14 protein-coding genes are annotated in these 17,530 nt (G+C 61.3%); 12 read left to right on the top strand and 2 right to left on the bottom strand.

All coding sequences use genetic code 11. The features are described 5' to 3' along the window. The first annotated feature begins 31 nt into the window (after positions 1 to 31). Complete coding sequence (locus SB822_RS05550) at positions 32 to 2,512, top strand: TonB-dependent siderophore receptor (RefSeq protein ID WP_410854237.1); 2,481 nt, start codon at positions 32 to 34, stop codon at positions 2,510 to 2,512. 22 nt (positions 2,513 to 2,534) lie between these two features. After that, positions 2,535 to 3,269, top strand: coding sequence for a hypothetical protein (locus SB822_RS05545; RefSeq protein WP_410854236.1), 735 nt, complete (start codon positions 2,535 to 2,537; stop codon positions 3,267 to 3,269). A 30-nt stretch (positions 3,270 to 3,299) separates the two neighbouring features. On the opposite strand, the gene SB822_RS05540 is transcribed toward SB822_RS05545, so the two are convergent. Both SB822_RS05540 and SB822_RS05535 read right to left on the bottom strand, forming a co-directional pair. Beyond that, positions 3,300 to 3,599, bottom strand: a complete 300-nt coding sequence (locus SB822_RS05540) for a DUF4148 domain-containing protein (protein WP_007583061.1) — start codon at positions 3,597 to 3,599, stop codon at positions 3,300 to 3,302. Positions 3,600 to 4,005: 406 nt separating this feature from the next. Further along, on the bottom strand, positions 4,006 to 6,186 hold the full coding sequence (locus tag SB822_RS05535; protein WP_410854235.1) for a TonB-dependent siderophore receptor: 2,181 nt from the start codon (positions 6,184 to 6,186) through the stop codon (positions 4,006 to 4,008). An 883-nt stretch (positions 6,187 to 7,069) separates the two neighbouring features. On the opposite strand from SB822_RS05535, the gene SB822_RS05530 reads away from it, so the two are divergent. The 10 genes from SB822_RS05530 (at position 7,070) to SB822_RS05485 (ending at position 17,485) form a co-directional block, all read left to right on the top strand. Then, positions 7,070 to 9,442, top strand: a complete 2,373-nt coding sequence (locus SB822_RS05530) for a bifunctional salicylyl-CoA 5-hydroxylase/oxidoreductase (protein WP_410854234.1) — start codon at positions 7,070 to 7,072, stop codon at positions 9,440 to 9,442. Beyond that, positions 9,442 to 10,221, top strand: coding sequence for an SDR family NAD(P)-dependent oxidoreductase (locus SB822_RS05525; RefSeq protein ID WP_410854233.1), 780 nt, complete (start codon positions 9,442 to 9,444; stop codon positions 10,219 to 10,221). Before SB822_RS05530 ends, SB822_RS05525 begins: the two co-directional genes overlap by 1 nt. Beyond that, positions 10,218 to 10,775 (top strand): MarR family winged helix-turn-helix transcriptional regulator, encoded by a 558-nt coding sequence (locus SB822_RS05520; protein ID WP_353554889.1) that lies wholly within the window; start codon positions 10,218 to 10,220, stop codon positions 10,773 to 10,775. Before SB822_RS05525 ends, SB822_RS05520 begins: the two co-directional genes overlap by 4 nt. Before the next feature lie 30 nt (positions 10,776 to 10,805). After that, positions 10,806 to 11,657 (top strand): enoyl-CoA hydratase family protein, encoded by an 852-nt coding sequence (locus tag SB822_RS05515; protein WP_410854232.1) that lies wholly within the window; start codon positions 10,806 to 10,808, stop codon positions 11,655 to 11,657. A 2-nt stretch (positions 11,658 to 11,659) separates the two neighbouring features. Beyond that, a complete protein-coding gene (locus tag SB822_RS05510) occupies positions 11,660 to 12,856 on the top strand; it encodes an acyl-CoA dehydrogenase family protein (RefSeq protein ID WP_410854231.1) in 1,197 nt (398 codons plus the stop codon). After that, positions 12,853 to 13,296 (top strand): acyl-CoA thioesterase, encoded by a 444-nt coding sequence (locus SB822_RS05505; RefSeq protein ID WP_410854230.1) that lies wholly within the window; start codon positions 12,853 to 12,855, stop codon positions 13,294 to 13,296. Before SB822_RS05510 ends, SB822_RS05505 begins: the two co-directional genes overlap by 4 nt. Beyond that, a complete protein-coding gene (locus SB822_RS05500; protein WP_086916916.1) occupies positions 13,293 to 13,691 on the top strand; it encodes a RidA family protein in 399 nt (132 codons plus the stop codon). The genes SB822_RS05505 and SB822_RS05500 overlap by 4 nt, the downstream gene beginning before the upstream one ends. Before the next feature lie 67 nt (positions 13,692 to 13,758). Next, positions 13,759 to 15,399, top strand: coding sequence for an AMP-binding protein (locus SB822_RS05495; protein ID WP_410854283.1), 1,641 nt, complete (start codon positions 13,759 to 13,761; stop codon positions 15,397 to 15,399). Between the two features lie 75 nt (positions 15,400 to 15,474). Next, positions 15,475 to 16,698, top strand: coding sequence for a dienelactone hydrolase family protein (locus SB822_RS05490; protein WP_410854229.1), 1,224 nt, complete (start codon positions 15,475 to 15,477; stop codon positions 16,696 to 16,698). A gap of 115 nt (positions 16,699 to 16,813) precedes the next feature. Then, positions 16,814 to 17,485 (top strand): glutathione S-transferase, encoded by a 672-nt coding sequence (locus SB822_RS05485; RefSeq protein WP_007737602.1) that lies wholly within the window; start codon positions 16,814 to 16,816, stop codon positions 17,483 to 17,485. Positions 17,486 to 17,530: the final 45 nt, after the last annotated feature.

Below are 17,530 nucleotides of genomic sequence, written 5' to 3'. Positions count from 1 at the left end.
AGATCATCTACCTCCTCGAGCTTCGTAAAACATGGGACTTTCTGCAAGAGCCTGCGCGAATACCGCCGCACTTGAATCACGTCGTCGCGCGTTTCCCGGACGGCACATCATCGGCATCGCGACGGCAACGATCTTCGCGACCATTGCATCTCCCGCCGTTTTCGCCGCCGATGCAACGGAGTCGGCCCAAACCTCGCCGCGCAAGTCTTTCGACATCGCCGCTGGGCCGCTCGAAAGCGCACTCAACCAGTACGGCCAGCAAGCGCAAATCATGCTGTCGTATCCGAGCGCGCTCACCGCGAATCGTCATAGCGCGGGCCTGCATGGCGAATACGATACGCAGCAAGGTCTCGTGCGCTTGTTGCGCGGCACGGGGCTGTCGTCCATCCAGCAGACCAACGGAAGCTACACGCTGGTCGAAGATGCGAGCAATGTCGAACTCGACGACAGCGCCGTGTTGCCCACCGTCAAGGTCGCCGCGACAGGCATCCGCCCCGGCAGTTACCGACCGCCTCCCGAAGCGAATGTTACGCGCTCCGACATTCCCGTCATCGATACGCCGCAAGCCATCAATATCGTGCCCGCGCAAGTGTTGCGCGATCAGCGCCCGCGCAATCTCGACGACGCGCTCGCCAACGTCAGCGGCATCGTCCAGGGCAACACGCTGGCGGGCACTCAGGACACGTTGCTCAAACGCGGCTTCGGCGGCAACCGCGACGGCTCGATCATGCACAACGGCATGCCGCTCGTGCAGGGCCGCGGCCTCAACGCCGCAGCCGATAGCGTCGAAGTGCTCAAGGGACCGTCGTCGCTGCTCTACGGCATCATGGACCCGGGCGGCGTCGTCGACGTGGTGAGCAAGCAGCCGTTGCTCACGCCTTATCACGCCATCTCGGCGCTCGGCTCGACCTACGGCCACGGCCGCAACGGCGCGGACGGCACGCTCGATCTGACAGGACCAATCGGCGATTCAGGCCTTGCGTACCGTCTCGTCGTCGACCAGGTCAACGAACAATACTGGCGCAACTTTGGCGAACACCGCGAGACCCTCGTCGCGCCTTCGCTTGCCTGGTATGGACGCGATACACAGGTCGTACTGTCGTATGAGTATCGCAAGTTTCTTTATCCGTTCGATCGCGGCACCGCGCTCGATCCAAAGACCAACAAGCCGCTGGCCATTCCCGCGCGCGAGCGTCTCGACGAGCCGTTCAACGAAATGGACGGCGAATCGAATCTCGCGCAACTGACCATCGATCATCAGATCGACGCGAACTGGAAGGCGCATTTCGGCTACAGCTACAACCGCGAAACGTACGACGCCGGGCAGTTGCGCGTGCAAGGCGTCAACAGCACGACAGGCGTGCTCTCGCGCAGCAACGACGCGACGCACGGAGCGCTCAGCACGGACAGCTACGCGATCGCCTACATCGATGGACATTTCACCGTAGCGGGTCTACGCAACGACCTGCAGGTGGGTGTCGATGACGAGTACCGGCGCATCTATCGCAAGGACCTGTTGCGGCAGGCGACGAAGTACACATTCAACTATCTGCACCCCGTCTACGGCCTCGAAAGCCCGTCGGCCACCGTATCCGCCAGCGACAGCGACCAGACCGACACGTTGCATGACGCATCCGTGTTCTTTCAGGACAGTCTGCATCTGACCGACAAGTGGATACTTGTCGGCGGTGCGCGGTTCCTGTCGTACAACCAGGTCGCGGGACGCGGCCGCCCGTTCCAGGTGAACACCGATCTGAACGGCACCAAATGGCTACCGCGCACGGGTGTCGTCTACAAGTGGACCGATACCGTCTCGCTGTACGGCAGCTATACGCAATCGCTCAAACCGACGTCGACCATCGCTCCGCTCAGCACGGGCGTTGTGATCGACTCGTCGGTGCTGCCGGAAGAAGCGACCTCGTGGGAAGTCGGCGCGAAAGTCGCGATGCCTGCGGGAGTGACCGGCACGCTCGCATTTTTCAACATCGACAAATCGAACGTGCTGGTGTCGCAGTACAACGACACGACCAAGCAAACCGACTGGCGAACTTCAGGCAAGGCGCGCTCGCGGGGCATCGAACTCGATGTCGCCGGGCAGATCGGCCAACGCTGGAGCGTCATTGCGAGCTACGCGTACATCGACGCGAAAACGACGGAAGACCCGCTGTATGCGGGCAACCGGCTGTGGAATGTCGCGCAGCATACGGCGTCGCTCGCCGCCGTCTACGACTTCGGCGCGATCTTCGGCGGCGATCAGTTGCGCGTGGGCGCGGGCGCGCACTATGTCGGCGAGCGGCCCGGCGATTCCGCGAACAGCTTCACCCTGCCCGCCTATACCGTCGCCGATGCGTTCGCGAACTACAACACGAAATGGGGCGGACACAATGTGTCGTTCCAGTTGAATGTGAAGAACCTCTTCAACAAGACGTATTACCCGTCCAGCGCTAATCGCTATTTCGTAGCGGTCGGCGATGCGCGGCAGGTGTCTCTCCTTTCCACGCTCGAATTCTGAACCCGGCTACGAGGAGTTCACCATGAAACGCAATCAACCCGCCACGATCGATCACACGCGACGCCATGCGCTCTCTTCCCTTCTGGGTCTGGCGACTGCCGCGCTCTTACCTTCCATCGCTCGCGCCAATGCCAAAGATACGCAGAAAAGTATCGTGATGGTCATACAAGTGAACGGCCCCAACCTTGCAACCGATCAGCGCATTGCCGCGCATCTCGGCGCGCGAGGCTATTCGGTTCAACTCGTCGATCAGGATTACCACCCTGAACTCGCGCGCGGCGCAAGTTTGATCGTCGTATCGTCGACAGTGTCGTCGAAGGATGTGCTGCCTGGGTGGCGCACGCTATCTGTGCCGCTCGTCACTTGGGAAAACGATCTGCTCGACGATCTGGCGATGAGCGGCAAGCGCCATGATGTCGATTTCGGCGAGACCGAAAAAGAGCGTTATCTGTGGCTGGTGAATGCGCCGCATCCTATTGCTGCGGGCTTGCCGGCAGGTGTTGTCAATGTGTACGGGAAGCAGGCGGTGATGAGTTGGGGCAAGCCGGGCCTCGGCGCATCCATTATCGCAAGCGTCTACGGTCAGCCCGACAAGGCCGCAATTTTTGCCTACGAAACGGGGGCGACGATGGATTACGAAACGCTCGCGCCTGCCCGACGCGTGATGTTCTTCATGAGCAACGACTCCTTCGCGAACCTCTCGCAGTCAGGCCAGCAATTGTTCGATGCCGCAATAGACTGGGCAATCAAACGTTAGACATCCCCCACTCGGCTGCACGCTGTTTCATCAATGATGTTCGAATAGCTTGCTATCGCTCATGCCTTTCGCCGGCGATCCCGACTGCGAAAAATTCAACGGCATCGTTCCGTAGTCACTTGCCGATTGCCGTGCAGCTATGGACGCGCTTGCGTTGTAGTCGGGATAGTGCACCTTCGATTGATGCAGCGTGCCGTCTTTCTCGGCTTGCACAATTTGCGCCTTGACTTCGGCGCGCGTCGTACTTTCATTCGAATCGATCTTCGCGTATGAGATTGCGGGCATTAAAAGCGCGGCAGTCAGCATCGCGACGGTGATTGAGGTTTTCATCGAACTCTCCTTCCTTGATGAGCGGGTTCAAAAAGATGCCCGTTCAGATTAGGTCCAAAAGACTTAACGGTTCCTTATCCGCTCACGGCGAATTCAAGTTACCGTTGTGCATCAGGCTTGGGACCAGGTTTGTGACGGTTAGATTATTGTCGAGCGCGGATGACCATAATCTGGCCGCTCGATTACTAATCTGTCATCTGCAAGGAAGGCCATCGAATGAAGCTGACACCTGGGAGGTGTCAATCAATGGCGTACGTTTGGCTGTATCCGAAGCATCAATCTGTCGATGAATGTTCGGATAAGATAGGTTTGCCTGGTGCTGTCGAATGCGTTGGACGCATTAGAAGAAGCAACAGTCACACGACATGGTGTGCCCGTCGCCTCCTTACCTCTTTGAACGCCCAGCTTAGAATTGCATCGTCGCACTAGCCACCGCCGTACGCGTCGCGGACGGGCTGACGTAGTAGCCCCACGCGGTCGTCCAGTAACGGCGGTTCAAGAGATTGTTGATGCCCGCACGGAACGTCACTTCTTTCCCCGCAATACGCGTTTCATATTTGCCGCTCAGATCGAACACCGTATATGCCGGCACGAATTGCGTGTTGGCAGCATCCACGGCCATATCGCTGACATAGCGGCCACCGAACGCCAGCGTAAGGCGACGCATGTACGACGGGTTGTATTCGACACGGCCCGTCACCGTCCATCGCGGCGCCCCATAGATGCGCTTGCCCTCAATAGTCGGATCGTCGATATCGACCGCCTTGGTATCGAGCCACATCACGCCGCCCATAACGCGCCAGTCGCTGGCAAGCTGAAGCCAGCCGCTCGCGTCGACGCCCGTATATCGCTTGGTGCCGTCCTGAACGAAAATGTTGGCGGAGTTCGTGTAGTAGTAGCCCTGATCGACGCGGAATAGCGCGAGATTCGCGCCCCACTTGCTGCGATCCGTCTTGAAGCCCACTTCGTACTGCTTGCTGCGCAGCGGACCAAATGTCGCCGGGTAGTTGAGGTTGGTGTTCGCAGCCGAACCACCTTGCTCGAGCGACTGGACGTAACTGACGTACAGCGTCGAATACGGGTCCGTCTTGTACATCAACGCCACAGTCGGCGTCACGGGAGACGCGCTGTAGTTCGCCGTGGTCGCACCCGTCGGATCGTACGTGAACTGATGGAACTGCGTGTACCGCAAGCCGAGCAGCGCCGAAATGCGCGGCGTGAACTGCACGGTGTCGCTCGCGTAGACCGCGGCCTGTGTCGTGCGGGACTGCTTGTATAGGTTCTCGCCGATATGCACGTCGGCATTCGTCAGGAACGTGCTGCTATAGATGTTACCGACGCCGAGGCTATACCCATCGTTCCAGCCTTCGCTATTGTCGTACTCGGTGACTTGCGATTGATATCCCGCACCGAAGACGACATCGTGCTTGATGCTGCCCGTATTGAACTTGCCTTCCACCATCGCGTCGACGTTCTGGTAGAAGTATCGCGTCATCGCCGCATATAGCGTGTTGGAGTAGTCGCCGGCCGTGTTGTACACGTACAGCAGACTGTCCGAGTTCGTGCGGTTTTCCTTCGCGAAGCGGTACTTCACGCTCGCGTGCCAGTTCTCGGAGAGCCGATAGTCGAGACCCGTTCCGAACGACGCCATTTCGACCTGGTAGTAGTTCTGCGGCTGCGACAGATTGTGCGTGACCAGACTGGCGTCCGGAATGCCGCCCGCGTCCGAGCCGAACATCAGGCCGAAGATCGTGCCTTCCTGCTTGCGCTTCGTGTAGAACGCGTCGACCGTCCAGGTCAGGTCCGGTGTAATGCGGAAGTCCAGAGCCGCCGACGCCACCTGGCGTCGCAGATGACCATTTGCCTCGGCCGTATTGCCTTCTTCGTTGACGAGGTTGAAGCGGTAGCCGAACCGGTCGTCCGTGCCAAAGCGGCCGCCGACGTCGAGCTTCTCGCTGAACACGCCCGCCGACTGATAGCCCACCGAAAAGCTGCGATACGGCGTGTCGGTCGGACGCTTCAGTACGTAATTGACGATACCGCCCGGCGAGCCAAACCCGTACATGAAGCCGGACAGCCCTTTCAGCAGTTCCACCTGCTCGAACGGTTCGAGTGCGAGATCGGTGTCCCACGACGGGAAGCTCTGACCATCGACCTTGATGCTGTTGAGCGTGTCGATCGGCATGCCTCGCACGTTGAACGTCGAGTTTTCGCCGATGGCGTTGGTGCCCGTGATCGACACGGCAGGGTCGTACTGGAACAGGTCGTTGGCCGTGTTCGCGAACAGATCCTGCGCCTCTTCGCTCGTCACGACGTGTGTCGAAAACGGCGTGTCGACCTGCTTGAGCGTGCCGAGCGCACCAGCACTGATCTTGTCGGCCTGCGCCCCATTGTTATCAGCCGACGCTTTCACGCTGACGGTTGGAAGTGTCGCGTCTGCGGCAACGGCGTCCTCCGCGTGTGCGCGCGACGGTGCCGTCGATAGCGCAAGCCCGACGCTGATGAGCAGCGCCGCGCCGAGAACCGACTGGTAACGGAAAAAACGGTGAGTAGAAAGCGCGTGGTGGTCAGACTTCAGAATCTTCATTCGTTGTTATGGCAGGCGGGTTGCGAAACACCTGGTGTAAACGGTGGCGAAATTTCGGGTGAATAGTAATGACAACGATTCGCAATTGCAATGAAATTTGACCGTTTAGTACATTTAGTAGTGACCGCGCCACAGCGTGCTTTTCGTGCGTCGTTGGCGCTTGCGCCGACTGGTGGCGGGTCTCGACCGGGCGAGCCGCGTTTCTTACCAAAACTATCAAATGCGACTCATTCGCATTTACCAGGGAAATGTGATATGGTGGTGTAAGGTGCGCGTTTGTCACTTTGACGACGTATCGCGGCACCTGACGGGCGGCGGGCGGATCCATGTTCCCAACGTCACTGGCCTCGCGATATTGTTCGGAGTACGAATAATTTATTGCTTGTCATTTTGATAGCCGAACGCGCAAAGCTTGCCACCACCGCTGACCGCGCTGGAACGTCCACGCACCCGTGACAGTGTATGCCCATCACGGGTTTAAGAAGACACCGGGAGTGAAACGATGAACGTATGGTTCAACGGTAGAAGTGTGGATGCGCGCCGGCCACGCGGAAACGCTGCACGTTATATTCGCCGTGCTGCCGGATTCGGTATTGTGGGCGCCGGTGCGCTGATCGGTATTGTTCGACTAACAGCGTGGTTGTCGAACGCTACGTGACGGCTGTACGAGGAAACGCAAAAAGACTCGCGCAAGGTCCGACGTCACCGCCCACCAGCGATTGTTTCCAGGCAACAACGCCACTCCACACATAAAGGCTTCTGACGCCTTTTATCTCCAGGATCAAAATCGCAGGATCTCAATCCGTCTTCCTGTCGAAATTTACTTGACATCTAAACTATCAAAACCTAAAGTAAAGTCGAGCACACACGTTGGGGAACCAGCATGCGCATTGTCTGTATCGGCGGCGGCCCGGCTGGGCTGTATTTTGGGTTGTTGATGAAGCACCGGCATCCGGCGCACGAAGTGGTCATCGTCGAGCGCAACCGGCCGTATGACACCTTCGGCTGGGGCGTCGTGTTCTCCGACCAGACGCTAGGCAATCTGCGCGCCGCCGACGCCAAAAGCGCCGACATGATCCTCGACGCGTTCAACCACTGGGACGACATCGAAATCAACTTTCGCGGCGCGAAGGTACGCTCGTCGGGTCACGGCTTTTGTGGCATCGGCCGCAAGCGGCTGCTGAACATCCTGCAGGCGCGTTGCGAAGAACTCGGCGTGAAGCTGGTCTTCGAAACCCAGGTCACGAACGACGACGATTACGACGCCGACCTCATCATCGCCAGCGACGGCCTGAACAGCGCGATCCGCCAGAAATACGCGGCAACCTATCAACCCGACATCGACATGCGCGACTGCCGCTTCGTGTGGCTCGGCACGAAGAAGCTCTTCGACGCCTTCACGTTCGCGTTCGAAAAGACCGAATGGGGCTGGTTCCAGGCGCACGCGTATCGCTTCGACGATGAAACCTCGACGTTCATCGTCGAAACGCCCGAGCGCGTGTGGCGCGCGGCCGGACTCGACGAAATGAGCAAGGAAGACAGCATCGCGTTCTGCGAGCGGCTCTTTGCGAAGTACCTCGACGGCCATCCGTTGATGTCGAACGCGAGCCATCTGCGCGGCTCGTCGCAATGGATCCGCTTTCCGCGTGTCGTCAGTCGCGAATGGGCGCACTGGAAAACAGGCGCCGACGGCAAACGCGTGCCCGTCGTGCTGATGGGCGACGCCGCGCACACCGCGCATTTTTCGATCGGCTCGGGCACCAAGCTCGCGCTCGAAGACGCGATCGAGCTCGCGAACAGCATCGACGCGCATCCGCACGATCTCGCCGCCGCGCTCGCGCACTACACGGAAGTGCGCAGCGTGGACGTGCTGCGCATCCAGAATGCCGCGCGCAATTCGACGGAATGGTTCGAGCATGTCGACCGTTACACCGCTTTCGAGCCGGAGCAGTTCGCGTATTCGCTGCTGACGCGCTCGCAGCGCATTTCGCACGAGAACCTGCGGGACCGCGATGCCGGCTATCTCTCGTCATTCGAAGACTGGCTGGCGGCGCGCGCGGGCATGGAACGCGCGCCGGACAAGCACTCCGTCCCGCCCATGTTCACGCCGTTCAAATTGCGCGGCGTGACGTTGAAGAACCGCGTCGTCGTCTCGCCGATGGCGCAGTATTCGGCCGTCGACGGCATCGCTGGCGACTATCACCTGATGCATCTCGGCGCGCGTGCCATGGGTGGCGCGGCGCTCGTGATGACCGAGATGACGTGCGTGTCGCCCGAAGCGCGCATCACGCCGGGATGCCCCGGCATGTACGCGCCCGAGCATCTCGCCGCGTGGCGCCGCATCGTGCAGTTCGTGCACGGGCAATCCGATGCGAAGATCGGCATGCAGCTCGGCCACGCGGGCGCGAAGGCTTCGACACGCGTCAGCTGGGAAGGCATCGATCAGCCCTTGCCCGATGACAACTGGTCTTTGGTGTCGGCATCGCCGCAGCAATACCTGCGCGGCGTGAGCCAATGGTCGCGCGAAGCGACGCATGCAGAACTGCGCGAGATCGAAACGCAATTCGTGCGCGCAACCGAAATGGCCGCGGAAGCGGGCTTCGACTGGCTCGAACTGCACTGCGCGCACGGCTATTTCCTGTCGAGCTTTCTCTCGCCGCTCACCAATCATCGCACTGACGAATACGGTGGCTCGCTCGCGAATCGCCTGCGCTACCCGCTCGAAGTGTTCGCCGCGATGCGCAAGGTTTGGCCGCAGGACAAGCCGATGTCGGTGCGTATCTCCGCGCACGACTGGGTCGACGGCGGCACCACACCCGACGACGCCGTCGAGATCGCACGCGCGTTCAAGGCGGCGGGCGCGGACATGATCGACGTGTCGTCGGGTCAGGTCAGCAAGGAAGAAAAGCCCGTGTATGGACGCATGTTCCAGACGCCGTTCGCCGATCGCATCCGCAACGAGGCGGGCATCGCGACCATCGCAGTCGGCGCGATCTCCGAGGCGGATCACGTGAACAGCATCATCGCAGCAGGCCGCGCGGACTTGTGCGCGGTCGCGCGTCCGCATCTGGCGAATCCGTCGTGGACGCTGAACGAGGCGGCGAAGATCGGCTACTTCGACGTCAACTGGCCGAAGCAGTACACCGCGGCCAAGTCGCAGCTCGAACGCAACTACGAACGCGAGCGCGCACAGGCCGCCGAGAATGCGCGGCTGTCGCCGATCGAACGCGCGCAGCGCGCGGAAGGAACAGTTTGATGAACAGCACCCTTGCGGGAAAGCACGCCGTCGTAACGGGCGGCGGCAGCGGCATCGGCGCGGCGACGGCAGAAGCGCTGGTTCGCGCTGGCGCACGCGTCACGCTGATGGGCCGCGACGCGCAACGTCTTGCCGCGCAGCGCGAATCCTTGAGCGCGTATGGCGAGATCGCGGCTTGTATCAGCGTCGATGTGTGCGACGAAAGCGCTGTTAACAAGGCGTTTTCTGAAGCATCATCGATTGCGGGCGCTGTCGATGTGCTTGTCAACAACGCCGGCCAGGCGCAAGCGGCGCCCTTCGCGCACACGGATATGGCGCTGTGGCAACGCATGCTCGACGTCAACCTGACGGGCGTATTTCTCTGCACGCGCGCCGTGTTGCCGTCGATGCTCGAACGCGGCTATGGCCGCATCGTCAACGTCGCGAGCACGGCGGGACAGATCGGTTACGCGTACGTCGCCGCTTACTGCGCGGCCAAGCATGGCGTGATCGGCCTCACGCGCTCGCTCGCGCTCGAAGTCGCGACGAAGGGCGTCACCGTCAACGCCGTCTGTCCCGGCTATACGGAAACGGAACTGCTGCGCGCGTCGCTCGACCAGATCACTGCAAAGACTTCACGCAGCGAGCAGGAAGCGCGCGACGTTCTCGTGCGCAGCAACCCGCAGCGCCGCTTCGTCGCGCCCGCCGAAGTCGCGAATGCCGTGCTGTGGTTGTGCATGCCCGGCTCCGAATCCATCACAGGTCAATCTGTTTCCGTTTCAGGCGGAGAAGTCACATGAGCAACATTGCAAAGAAGAAGACGGCCGTCGCCGCCGAAACCAAACCGACGCGCAAAGGCATTGCGAAACCCGCGGAGAACGTCGTGGACATGGAAATGAGCACGGGCGCGGACAGTCACATGGGCTTGCGCCTGTGGCTGCGCATGCTGACCACCACCAACCTCGTGCAAGCGGAATTGCGCAAGCGTCTGCGCAACGAGTTCGACACGACGCTGCCGCGCTTCGATCTGATGGCGCAACTGGAGCGTCATCCCGAAGGCCTGAAGATGACGGAACTGTCGCGCCGTCTGATGGTGACGGGCGGCAATATCACCGGTATTACGGATCAACTGGAAAAAGAAGGGCTAGTCGCGCGCGACACCGATCCGAACGACCGCCGTTCGATCAGCGTCCGTCTCACGCCTGAAGGCCGCGCGCTGTTCGACAAAATGGCCGTCGCACACGAGCAATGGGTCGTCGAAATGTTCGGCGGCCTCGATCTCGATGAGAAATCGCACACACATCAGAAGCTCGGCAAGCTCAAGCAGCATCTGCTGAACACGATCAAGAGCTGACGCGCGACATCTGCAAAAGAGGAGACAACGATGACCCGTTCCGCTGCCGAGGCCCTGCTGGCCGGCAATCGCACGACGCTCGCCGCGTATGATGCGAAGCACTTCGGCTGGTCCGTCGACGCGGGCGTCGCGACGATCACGCTGAACCGCCCCGAGCGCAAGAACCCGCTGACGTTCGAATCGTACGCGGAGTTGCGCGATCTGTTCCGGCAACTCGCCTATGCAACCGACGTGAAGGTCGTGATCATGCACGGCGCTGGCGACAACTTCTGCTCGGGCGGCGACGTGCACGACATCATCGCGCCACTGATCGATCTGCCGATGCCCGAACTGCTGCTCTTCACGCGCATGACCGGCGATCTCGTGAAAGCGATGCGGCATTGTCCGCAACCGATCATCGCGGCCGTCGATGGCGTCTGCGCAGGCGCGGGCGCGATTCTCGCGATGGCCTCCGACATGCGCCTCGGCACCGCACGCAGCAAGCTCGCGTTTCTGTTCACGCGTGTGGGCCTTGCCGGTTGCGACATGGGCGCGTGCTCGATCCTGCCGCGCATCATCGGCCAGGGGCGCGCAGCCGAACTGCTGTACACGGGGCGATCCGCGAGCGGCGAAGAAGGTTACGCGTGGGGCTTCTACAACCGCCTGTGTGCGCCGGAAGCGTTGCTCGACGAAGCATCGAAACTCGCCGCCGATCTCGCCGCCGGCCCAACGTTCGCGCACGGCGTCACGAAGAAGATGCTGCATCAGGAATGGAGCATGAGCATCGACGAAGCGATCGAATCCGAAGCGCAGGCACAGGCCATCTGCATGACGACGCGTGATTTCGAGCGCGCGTATCGCGCATTCGCAGCGAAATCGCGTCCCGTATTCGAAGGAGACTGACCGTGAAGCTGAAAGATCCGCACGGCGCGTTGGCCTGGCCGTTCTTCGAAGCGCGTCATCGCGAACTGGCCGAAGGAATGGAAACATGGGCCTCGCAGCATCTCGCACACGTGCCGCATGACGACGCCGACGCGACATGCCGCCAACTCGTGCGCGCATTGGGCGAAGCGGGCTGGTTGAAGTATGGCGTCGGCGGCACGCAATACGGCGGACATGGCGACACGATCGACACCCGCGCCGTGTGTCTGCTGCGCGAGACGCTCGCGAAACACGACGGCCTCGCGGACTTCGCGCTCGCCATGCAAGGCCTCGGCTCGGGCGCGATCACGCTGGCGGGCACGCATGAACAGAAATCGCACTATTTGCCGCGGGTGGCAAGGGGCGAAGCCATTGCAGCGTTCGCGCTGTCAGAACCTGAAGCGGGTTCCGACGTTGCGGCAATGGCCTTGCAGGCGCGCGCGGAAGGCGACAGCTACGTGCTCGACGGCGACAAGACGTGGATCTCGAACGGTGGTATCGCCGACTTCTACGTCGTGTTTGCAAGAACGGGCGAAGCACCCGGCGCGCGCGGTATCAGCGCATTCATTGTCGATGCCGACACGCCCGGTTTGCAGATTGCCGAACGCATCGAGGTGATCGCGCCGCATCCCCTCGCGCGTCTGCATTTCGCCAACGCGCGCGTGCCGCGCAGCCAGATGCTCGGCGCGCCCGGCGAAGGCTTCAAGATCGCGATGCGCACGCTCGATATCTTCCGCACGTCGGTCGCGGCGGCGTCGTTGGGCTTTGCGCGTCGCGCGTTGCAGGAAGGCCTCGAACGCGCCGCGTCGCGCAAGATGTTCGGTCAGACGCTCGGCGATTTTCAGTTGACGCAAGCCAAACTCGCGCAGATGGCGTTGACCATCGACAGCAGCGCGCTGCTCGTCTATCGCGCCGCATGGCTGCGCGATCAGGGCGAGAGCGTCACGCGTGAAGCCGCGATGGCGAAGTGGCACGCGAGCGAAGGCGCGCAGCAGGTGATCGATGCCGCCGTGCAACTGTGGGGCGGCATGGGCGTGCAAAGCGGCACGACGGTCGAAAGGCTGTATCGCGAGATTCGCGCGTTGCGCATCTACGAAGGCGCGACGGAAGTGCAGCAACTGATCGTCGGACGCGATCTGCTCAAGGCGCACGCGGCTGCGCAGCAGGAACGCGAATCATGAGCGCAACGTTCGACATGCCTATGCGCATCCGCTTCGCGCATTGCGATCCGGCGGGCATCGTCTACTTTCCGCAGTATCTGGTGATGACGAACATGCTCGTCGAAGAGTGGTTCAGCGAGCGTCTTGCCATCGACTACGCGCACATGATCCAGACGCGCCGCGTCGGCCTGCCTATCGTGAAGCTCGATTGCGAGTTTTCGAGGCCAAGCCGCATGGGCGAAACGATCACGCTTTCGCTGGATGTCACGCGCATCGGACGCCGTTCGATTGGCATCGCGATCGTCGCCCGTTGCGCCGATGAAGTGCGCTTTCGCGCGGCGCAAGTGCTCGTCACGACATCGCTGGAAAGCGGACAGTCGATCGACATTCCCAACGACATCGCCGCCGCGCTCGCGGCATTCGCGCCGCAGGCCATTCAATCCGAGGAGCAACGCTCATGAAAAAACGATCGCTTCTGCCCGCAGGCTGGATCAAGCCGAAGGGCTATGCCAATGGTGTCGCGGCGAACGGCACGCAGGTGTTTATCGCCGGACAGATCGGCTGGAACGAAGAGGCGCGCATGACGAGCGAACGCTTCGCCGAACAGGCCGTGCAGGCACTGCGCAACGTGCTCGCGGTACTGCGCGAAGCAGGCGGACAGCCCGAGCACCTCGTGCGCATGACGTGGTACGTCACTGACAAGCGCGAGTACCTCGCGTCGCTCAAGGAGATCGGCCAGGCATTCCGCGAACTGATCGGCGACTACGACATCGCGATGAGCGCCGTGCAGGTCGTCGCGCTGATCGAGGACGACGCCAAAGTGGAAATCGAAGCAACCGCCGTGATTACCGACTAGACGCGCTGCGGGCAGCGCAGATCAAACCATTTCGCACATCACGCACGTATGGCAGGGGAGTTTCATGATGGAACCGTCAGCTCACGTCGATACTTTCGCGCGCGATCACTTGCCGCCGCAGAATCAATGGCCTTTGTTCCTGCTCGACAATCCGGACGTCGCGTATCCGGCGCGTTTCAACTGCGCGACTGAACTGCTCGATCGTGCCGTCGAAAATGGGCATCGCGATCGGCCTGCGATCTGGTCCGATGTCGACGGCAAGCCGCACGCGACCACTTACGGCGAACTGGTCGCAATGGTCAATCGCAGCGCACACGTGCTGATCGACGACATGGGATTGCGGCCGGGCAATCGCGTGCTGTTGCGCGGGCCGAACACGTTGCAGATGGCCGTCGCGTTTCTCGCGGCGTTGAAGGCGGGTCTCGTCGTCGTGCCGACCATGCCGTTGCTGCGCGCAAAAGAACTCAAGCAGATCATCGACAAGGCGCAAATCGGCGCGGCGCTGTGCGACACGCGTCTGACGGAAGAACTCGCGCGCTGCGCGACGCAAGGCGACGAGTACTTTTGTGAAGGCCTGAAAAACACGCTGGTTTTTCACGACGACGACGCAGCGGGTTCGCTTGAAACACTGGCGGCGTCAAAGCCGGCTGAATTCAAGGCCTGCGACACAGCCGCCGACGACGTCTGCCTGATCGCCTTCACGAGCGGCACGACAGGCGCGCCAAAGGGCTGCATGCACTTCCACCGCGACGTGCTGGCGATGTGCGATCTTTTCCCGCGCCACATTCTGAAGCCCACCGCCGACGACATCTTCTGCGGCACGCCGCCGCTCGCGTTCACGTTCGGCCTTGGCGGGCTGCTGTGCTTTCCGTTGCGCGCGGGCGCATCGACAGTGCTGATCGAAAAGCAGACGCCCGAAACGCTGCTGCAAAACGTCGAGCGCTTTCAGGCGACCGTGATGTTCACCGCGCCGACTTTCTACCGGCAGATGGCGCCGTTGATTCCGCGCTACGACATTGCATCGCTGAAAAAGACCGTGTCCGCAGGCGAAGCGCTGCCCGATTCGACGCGCGCGCTGTGGCGCGAAGCGAGCGGAATCGAAATGATCGACGGCATCGGTGGCACTGAGCTGATTCATATTTTCATCTCGTCGGCGGGACACGATGTGCGGCCGCATGCAATCGGCAAGGCCGTGCCCGGATATGTCGTGCAAGCCGTCGACGACGACATGCGCCCCGTGCCCACCGGCACGCTCGGCAAGCTCGCCGTGCGCGGGCCGACGGGCTGCCGCTATCTCGCCGACGAGCGTCAGCTCAAGTTCGTGCGCGACGGCTGGAACCTGCCCGGCGATTCCGTCTATATCGACGCAGACGGCTATGTGTTCTATCAGGCGCGCGCCGACGACATGATCGTCTCGGCGGGTTACAACATCTCCGGCCCGGAAGTGGAAAGCGTGCTGATGCAGCACCAGGCCGTCGCCGAATGCGGCGTGATCGGCGTGCCCGACGAGACACGCGGACAGATCGTGAAGGCGTTCGTCGTGCTCAATACGGGCTATAGCGGCGATGAGAAACTGGTCGCGGAGTTGCAGGAATTCGTGAAGAATACCGTTGCGCCGTACAAGTATCCGCGCGTCGTCGCCTTCATCGACGCGCTGCCCCGCACGGAAACCGGCAAGATCAAGCGGTTCGCTTTGCGTGCGATGTAGCGCATCAAGCTTCATTCGATAACGGCGAGCGGTGACGCGCGCAGTCCCCGTCGTCCCATAATCGAGGAGCATTTGATGGCCGGTTCCTTTATCGAAGTCGCCGCTCGCGATGGCGGCCGTTTCAACGCATACATGGCGCGCCCCGCGCAGGGGTCCGGCCCGGGCCTCGTGCTGTTGCAAGAGATTTTCGGCATCAACGACTATCTGAAGCAAACGGCCGACCGCTACGCCGAAGAGGGCTATGTCGTGCTCGTGCCCGATCTGTTCTGGCGCATGCAGCCGAATGTCGTGCTCGGCTACGACGGCGACGACATGAAGCGCGCGCTCGACTTCCACGCGAAGTTCGACGTCGATCTCGCCGTGCGGGATATCGCCGCGACGCTCGATGCGTTGCGCGCGCTGCCCGAGCAACAAGGCAAGGTCGGCACGGTCGGCTATTGCCTCGGCGGCAAGCTCGCGATGCTCGCGGCTGCGCGCACGGACGTCGATTGTGCGGTGAGCTATTACGGCGTCGGGCTCGAAGCGTATCTGGACGAAGTGAAGAACATTCGTTGCCCAATGGTGTTTCACTTCCCCGAGAACGACGCGTACTGCCCGCCGCCCGTGCGCGAGCAGATCATGGCCGCGCTTCGCACGCATGCGTACATCGAGCAGTATGTGTATCCCGGCTGCGATCATGCGTTCGCCGCGCCTGCGCGCCCGCAATACGACAAGCCCGCCGCGATGATGGCGTACTCGCGCACGCTCGCGCTGCTGCGCAAGGTGCTCGGCCCGATCTACGATCTGAATACGCTGTGGGAACAGCACTGCTATTTCGAGTTCGCGACGCGCGACGTCGAAGCCGTGATGCCGACCATGGTCGCGCAGCCATACGTCAACCACGTGCCGACCATGACGGGCGGCGTCGGTTATGACAATCTCAAGCGCTTCTATACGAATCACTTCGTCAACTCAAATCCACCGGACACGAAGCTGATTCCAATCTCGCGGACCATCGGTTCCGATCGCATCGTCGATGAATTCATCTTTGCTTGCACACATAGCTGCGAGATCGACTGGCTGCTGCCGCGCGTCGCGCCGACGGGCAAATACTTCGAGGTGCCGATGCTCGCTGTCGTCTGCTTCCGCGGCGACAAGCTGTATAACGAGCATATCTATTGGGATCAGGCTTCCGTGCTCGTGCAGGTCGGCTTGCTCGATCCGAAGGGCTTGCCCGTTGCGGGCATCGAAAGCGCGCGCAAGCTACTCGATGAAAAGCTGCCGTCCAATCAGCTGATGGGTGACAAGTGGTCGGCGTGATGGTTGCACGCGCATCGTAAAGCATCGCGAAGAATAGAGGCCGCCCTCTCACGCGGCCTCGTATGATGTTCGCTCCGCCGATACACGGCCTTTCCGCGCGACTCGCCGCCCGCTCATGCTCACCGTCCACCACCTGAACAACTCCCGTTCGCAGCGCGTGCTGTGGCTGCTCGAAGAACTCGGCGTGCCGTACGAAATCAAGCGTTACCAGCGCGACCCGAAGACGATGCTCGCGCCGCCCGAACTGCGGGCCGTTCATCCCCTCGGCAAGTCGCCCGTCGTCACTGACGATGGTCAGACCCTCGCTGAGTCCGCCGCGATCATCGAGTATCTGCTCGAACGTTATGGACAAGGCCGCTTCGAGCCGGCTGCCGGCACGCCCGAACGCCAGAAGTTCAGATACTGGATGCACTATGCGGAAGGCTCTGCGATGCCGCCGCTGTTGCTGAAGCTGGTTGCGCTGCGCATCGGCAGCGCGCCGATGCCGTTCTTCGCGAAACCGATTGCGAAGAAGATCTCGTCGACATTGCAATCCACGTTCATCGATCCACAGATCGCGCTGCATATGAGTTTTATCGAAGATTCGCTGCGCAAAACCGGCTATTTTGTCGGCAGCGAATTCACGGCCGCCGATATTCAGATGAGCTTCCCGCTCGAAGCCGCCACCGCGCGCGGCAACCGCGATGCGAAATATCCGTCGGTCGCCCGTTTTCTCGACACGATCCATGCCCGGCCCGCCTATCAGCGCGCGCTCGAACGCGGCGGCAAGTACGATTTATTGAGCTGAAACGTGTCGATTCCGGCTGCATTCGATCGTCGCTTGAATAGAAGC

The organism is Paraburkholderia sp. SIMBA_054, from assembly GCF_046534875.1.
GTDB classification, from domain to species: Bacteria; Pseudomonadota; Gammaproteobacteria; order Burkholderiales; family Burkholderiaceae; genus Paraburkholderia; species Paraburkholderia hospita.
Note: the sequence above shows the minus strand (reverse complement) of the source record. Positions and strands in the feature narration are given on the sequence as shown.

Coding starts and splice junctions, on each gene's coding strand:
- SB822_RS05500 (WP_086916916.1), top strand. CDS start 13,293: ATGAAAAAACGATCGCTTCTGCCCGCAGGCTGGATCAAGCCGAAGGGC.
- SB822_RS05505 (WP_410854230.1), top strand. CDS start 12,853: ATGAGCGCAACGTTCGACATGCCTATGCGCATCCGCTTCGCGCATTGC.
- SB822_RS05490 (WP_410854229.1), top strand. CDS start 15,475: ATGGCCGGTTCCTTTATCGAAGTCGCCGCTCGCGATGGCGGCCGTTTC.
- SB822_RS05525 (WP_410854233.1), top strand. CDS start 9,442: ATGAACAGCACCCTTGCGGGAAAGCACGCCGTCGTAACGGGCGGCGGC.
- SB822_RS05530 (WP_410854234.1), top strand. CDS start 7,070: ATGCGCATTGTCTGTATCGGCGGCGGCCCGGCTGGGCTGTATTTTGGG.
- SB822_RS05535 (WP_410854235.1), bottom strand. CDS start 6,186: ATGAAGATTCTGAAGTCTGACCACCACGCGCTTTCTACTCACCGTTTT.
- SB822_RS05550 (WP_410854237.1), top strand. CDS start 32: ATGGGACTTTCTGCAAGAGCCTGCGCGAATACCGCCGCACTTGAATCA.
- SB822_RS05495 (WP_410854283.1), top strand. CDS start 13,759: ATGGAACCGTCAGCTCACGTCGATACTTTCGCGCGCGATCACTTGCCG.
- SB822_RS05485 (WP_007737602.1), top strand. CDS start 16,814: ATGCTCACCGTCCACCACCTGAACAACTCCCGTTCGCAGCGCGTGCTG.
- SB822_RS05540 (WP_007583061.1), bottom strand. CDS start 3,599: ATGAAAACCTCAATCACCGTCGCGATGCTGACTGCCGCGCTTTTAATG.
- SB822_RS05520 (WP_353554889.1), top strand. CDS start 10,218: ATGAGCAACATTGCAAAGAAGAAGACGGCCGTCGCCGCCGAAACCAAA.
- SB822_RS05515 (WP_410854232.1), top strand. CDS start 10,806: ATGACCCGTTCCGCTGCCGAGGCCCTGCTGGCCGGCAATCGCACGACG.
- SB822_RS05545 (WP_410854236.1), top strand. CDS start 2,535: ATGAAACGCAATCAACCCGCCACGATCGATCACACGCGACGCCATGCG.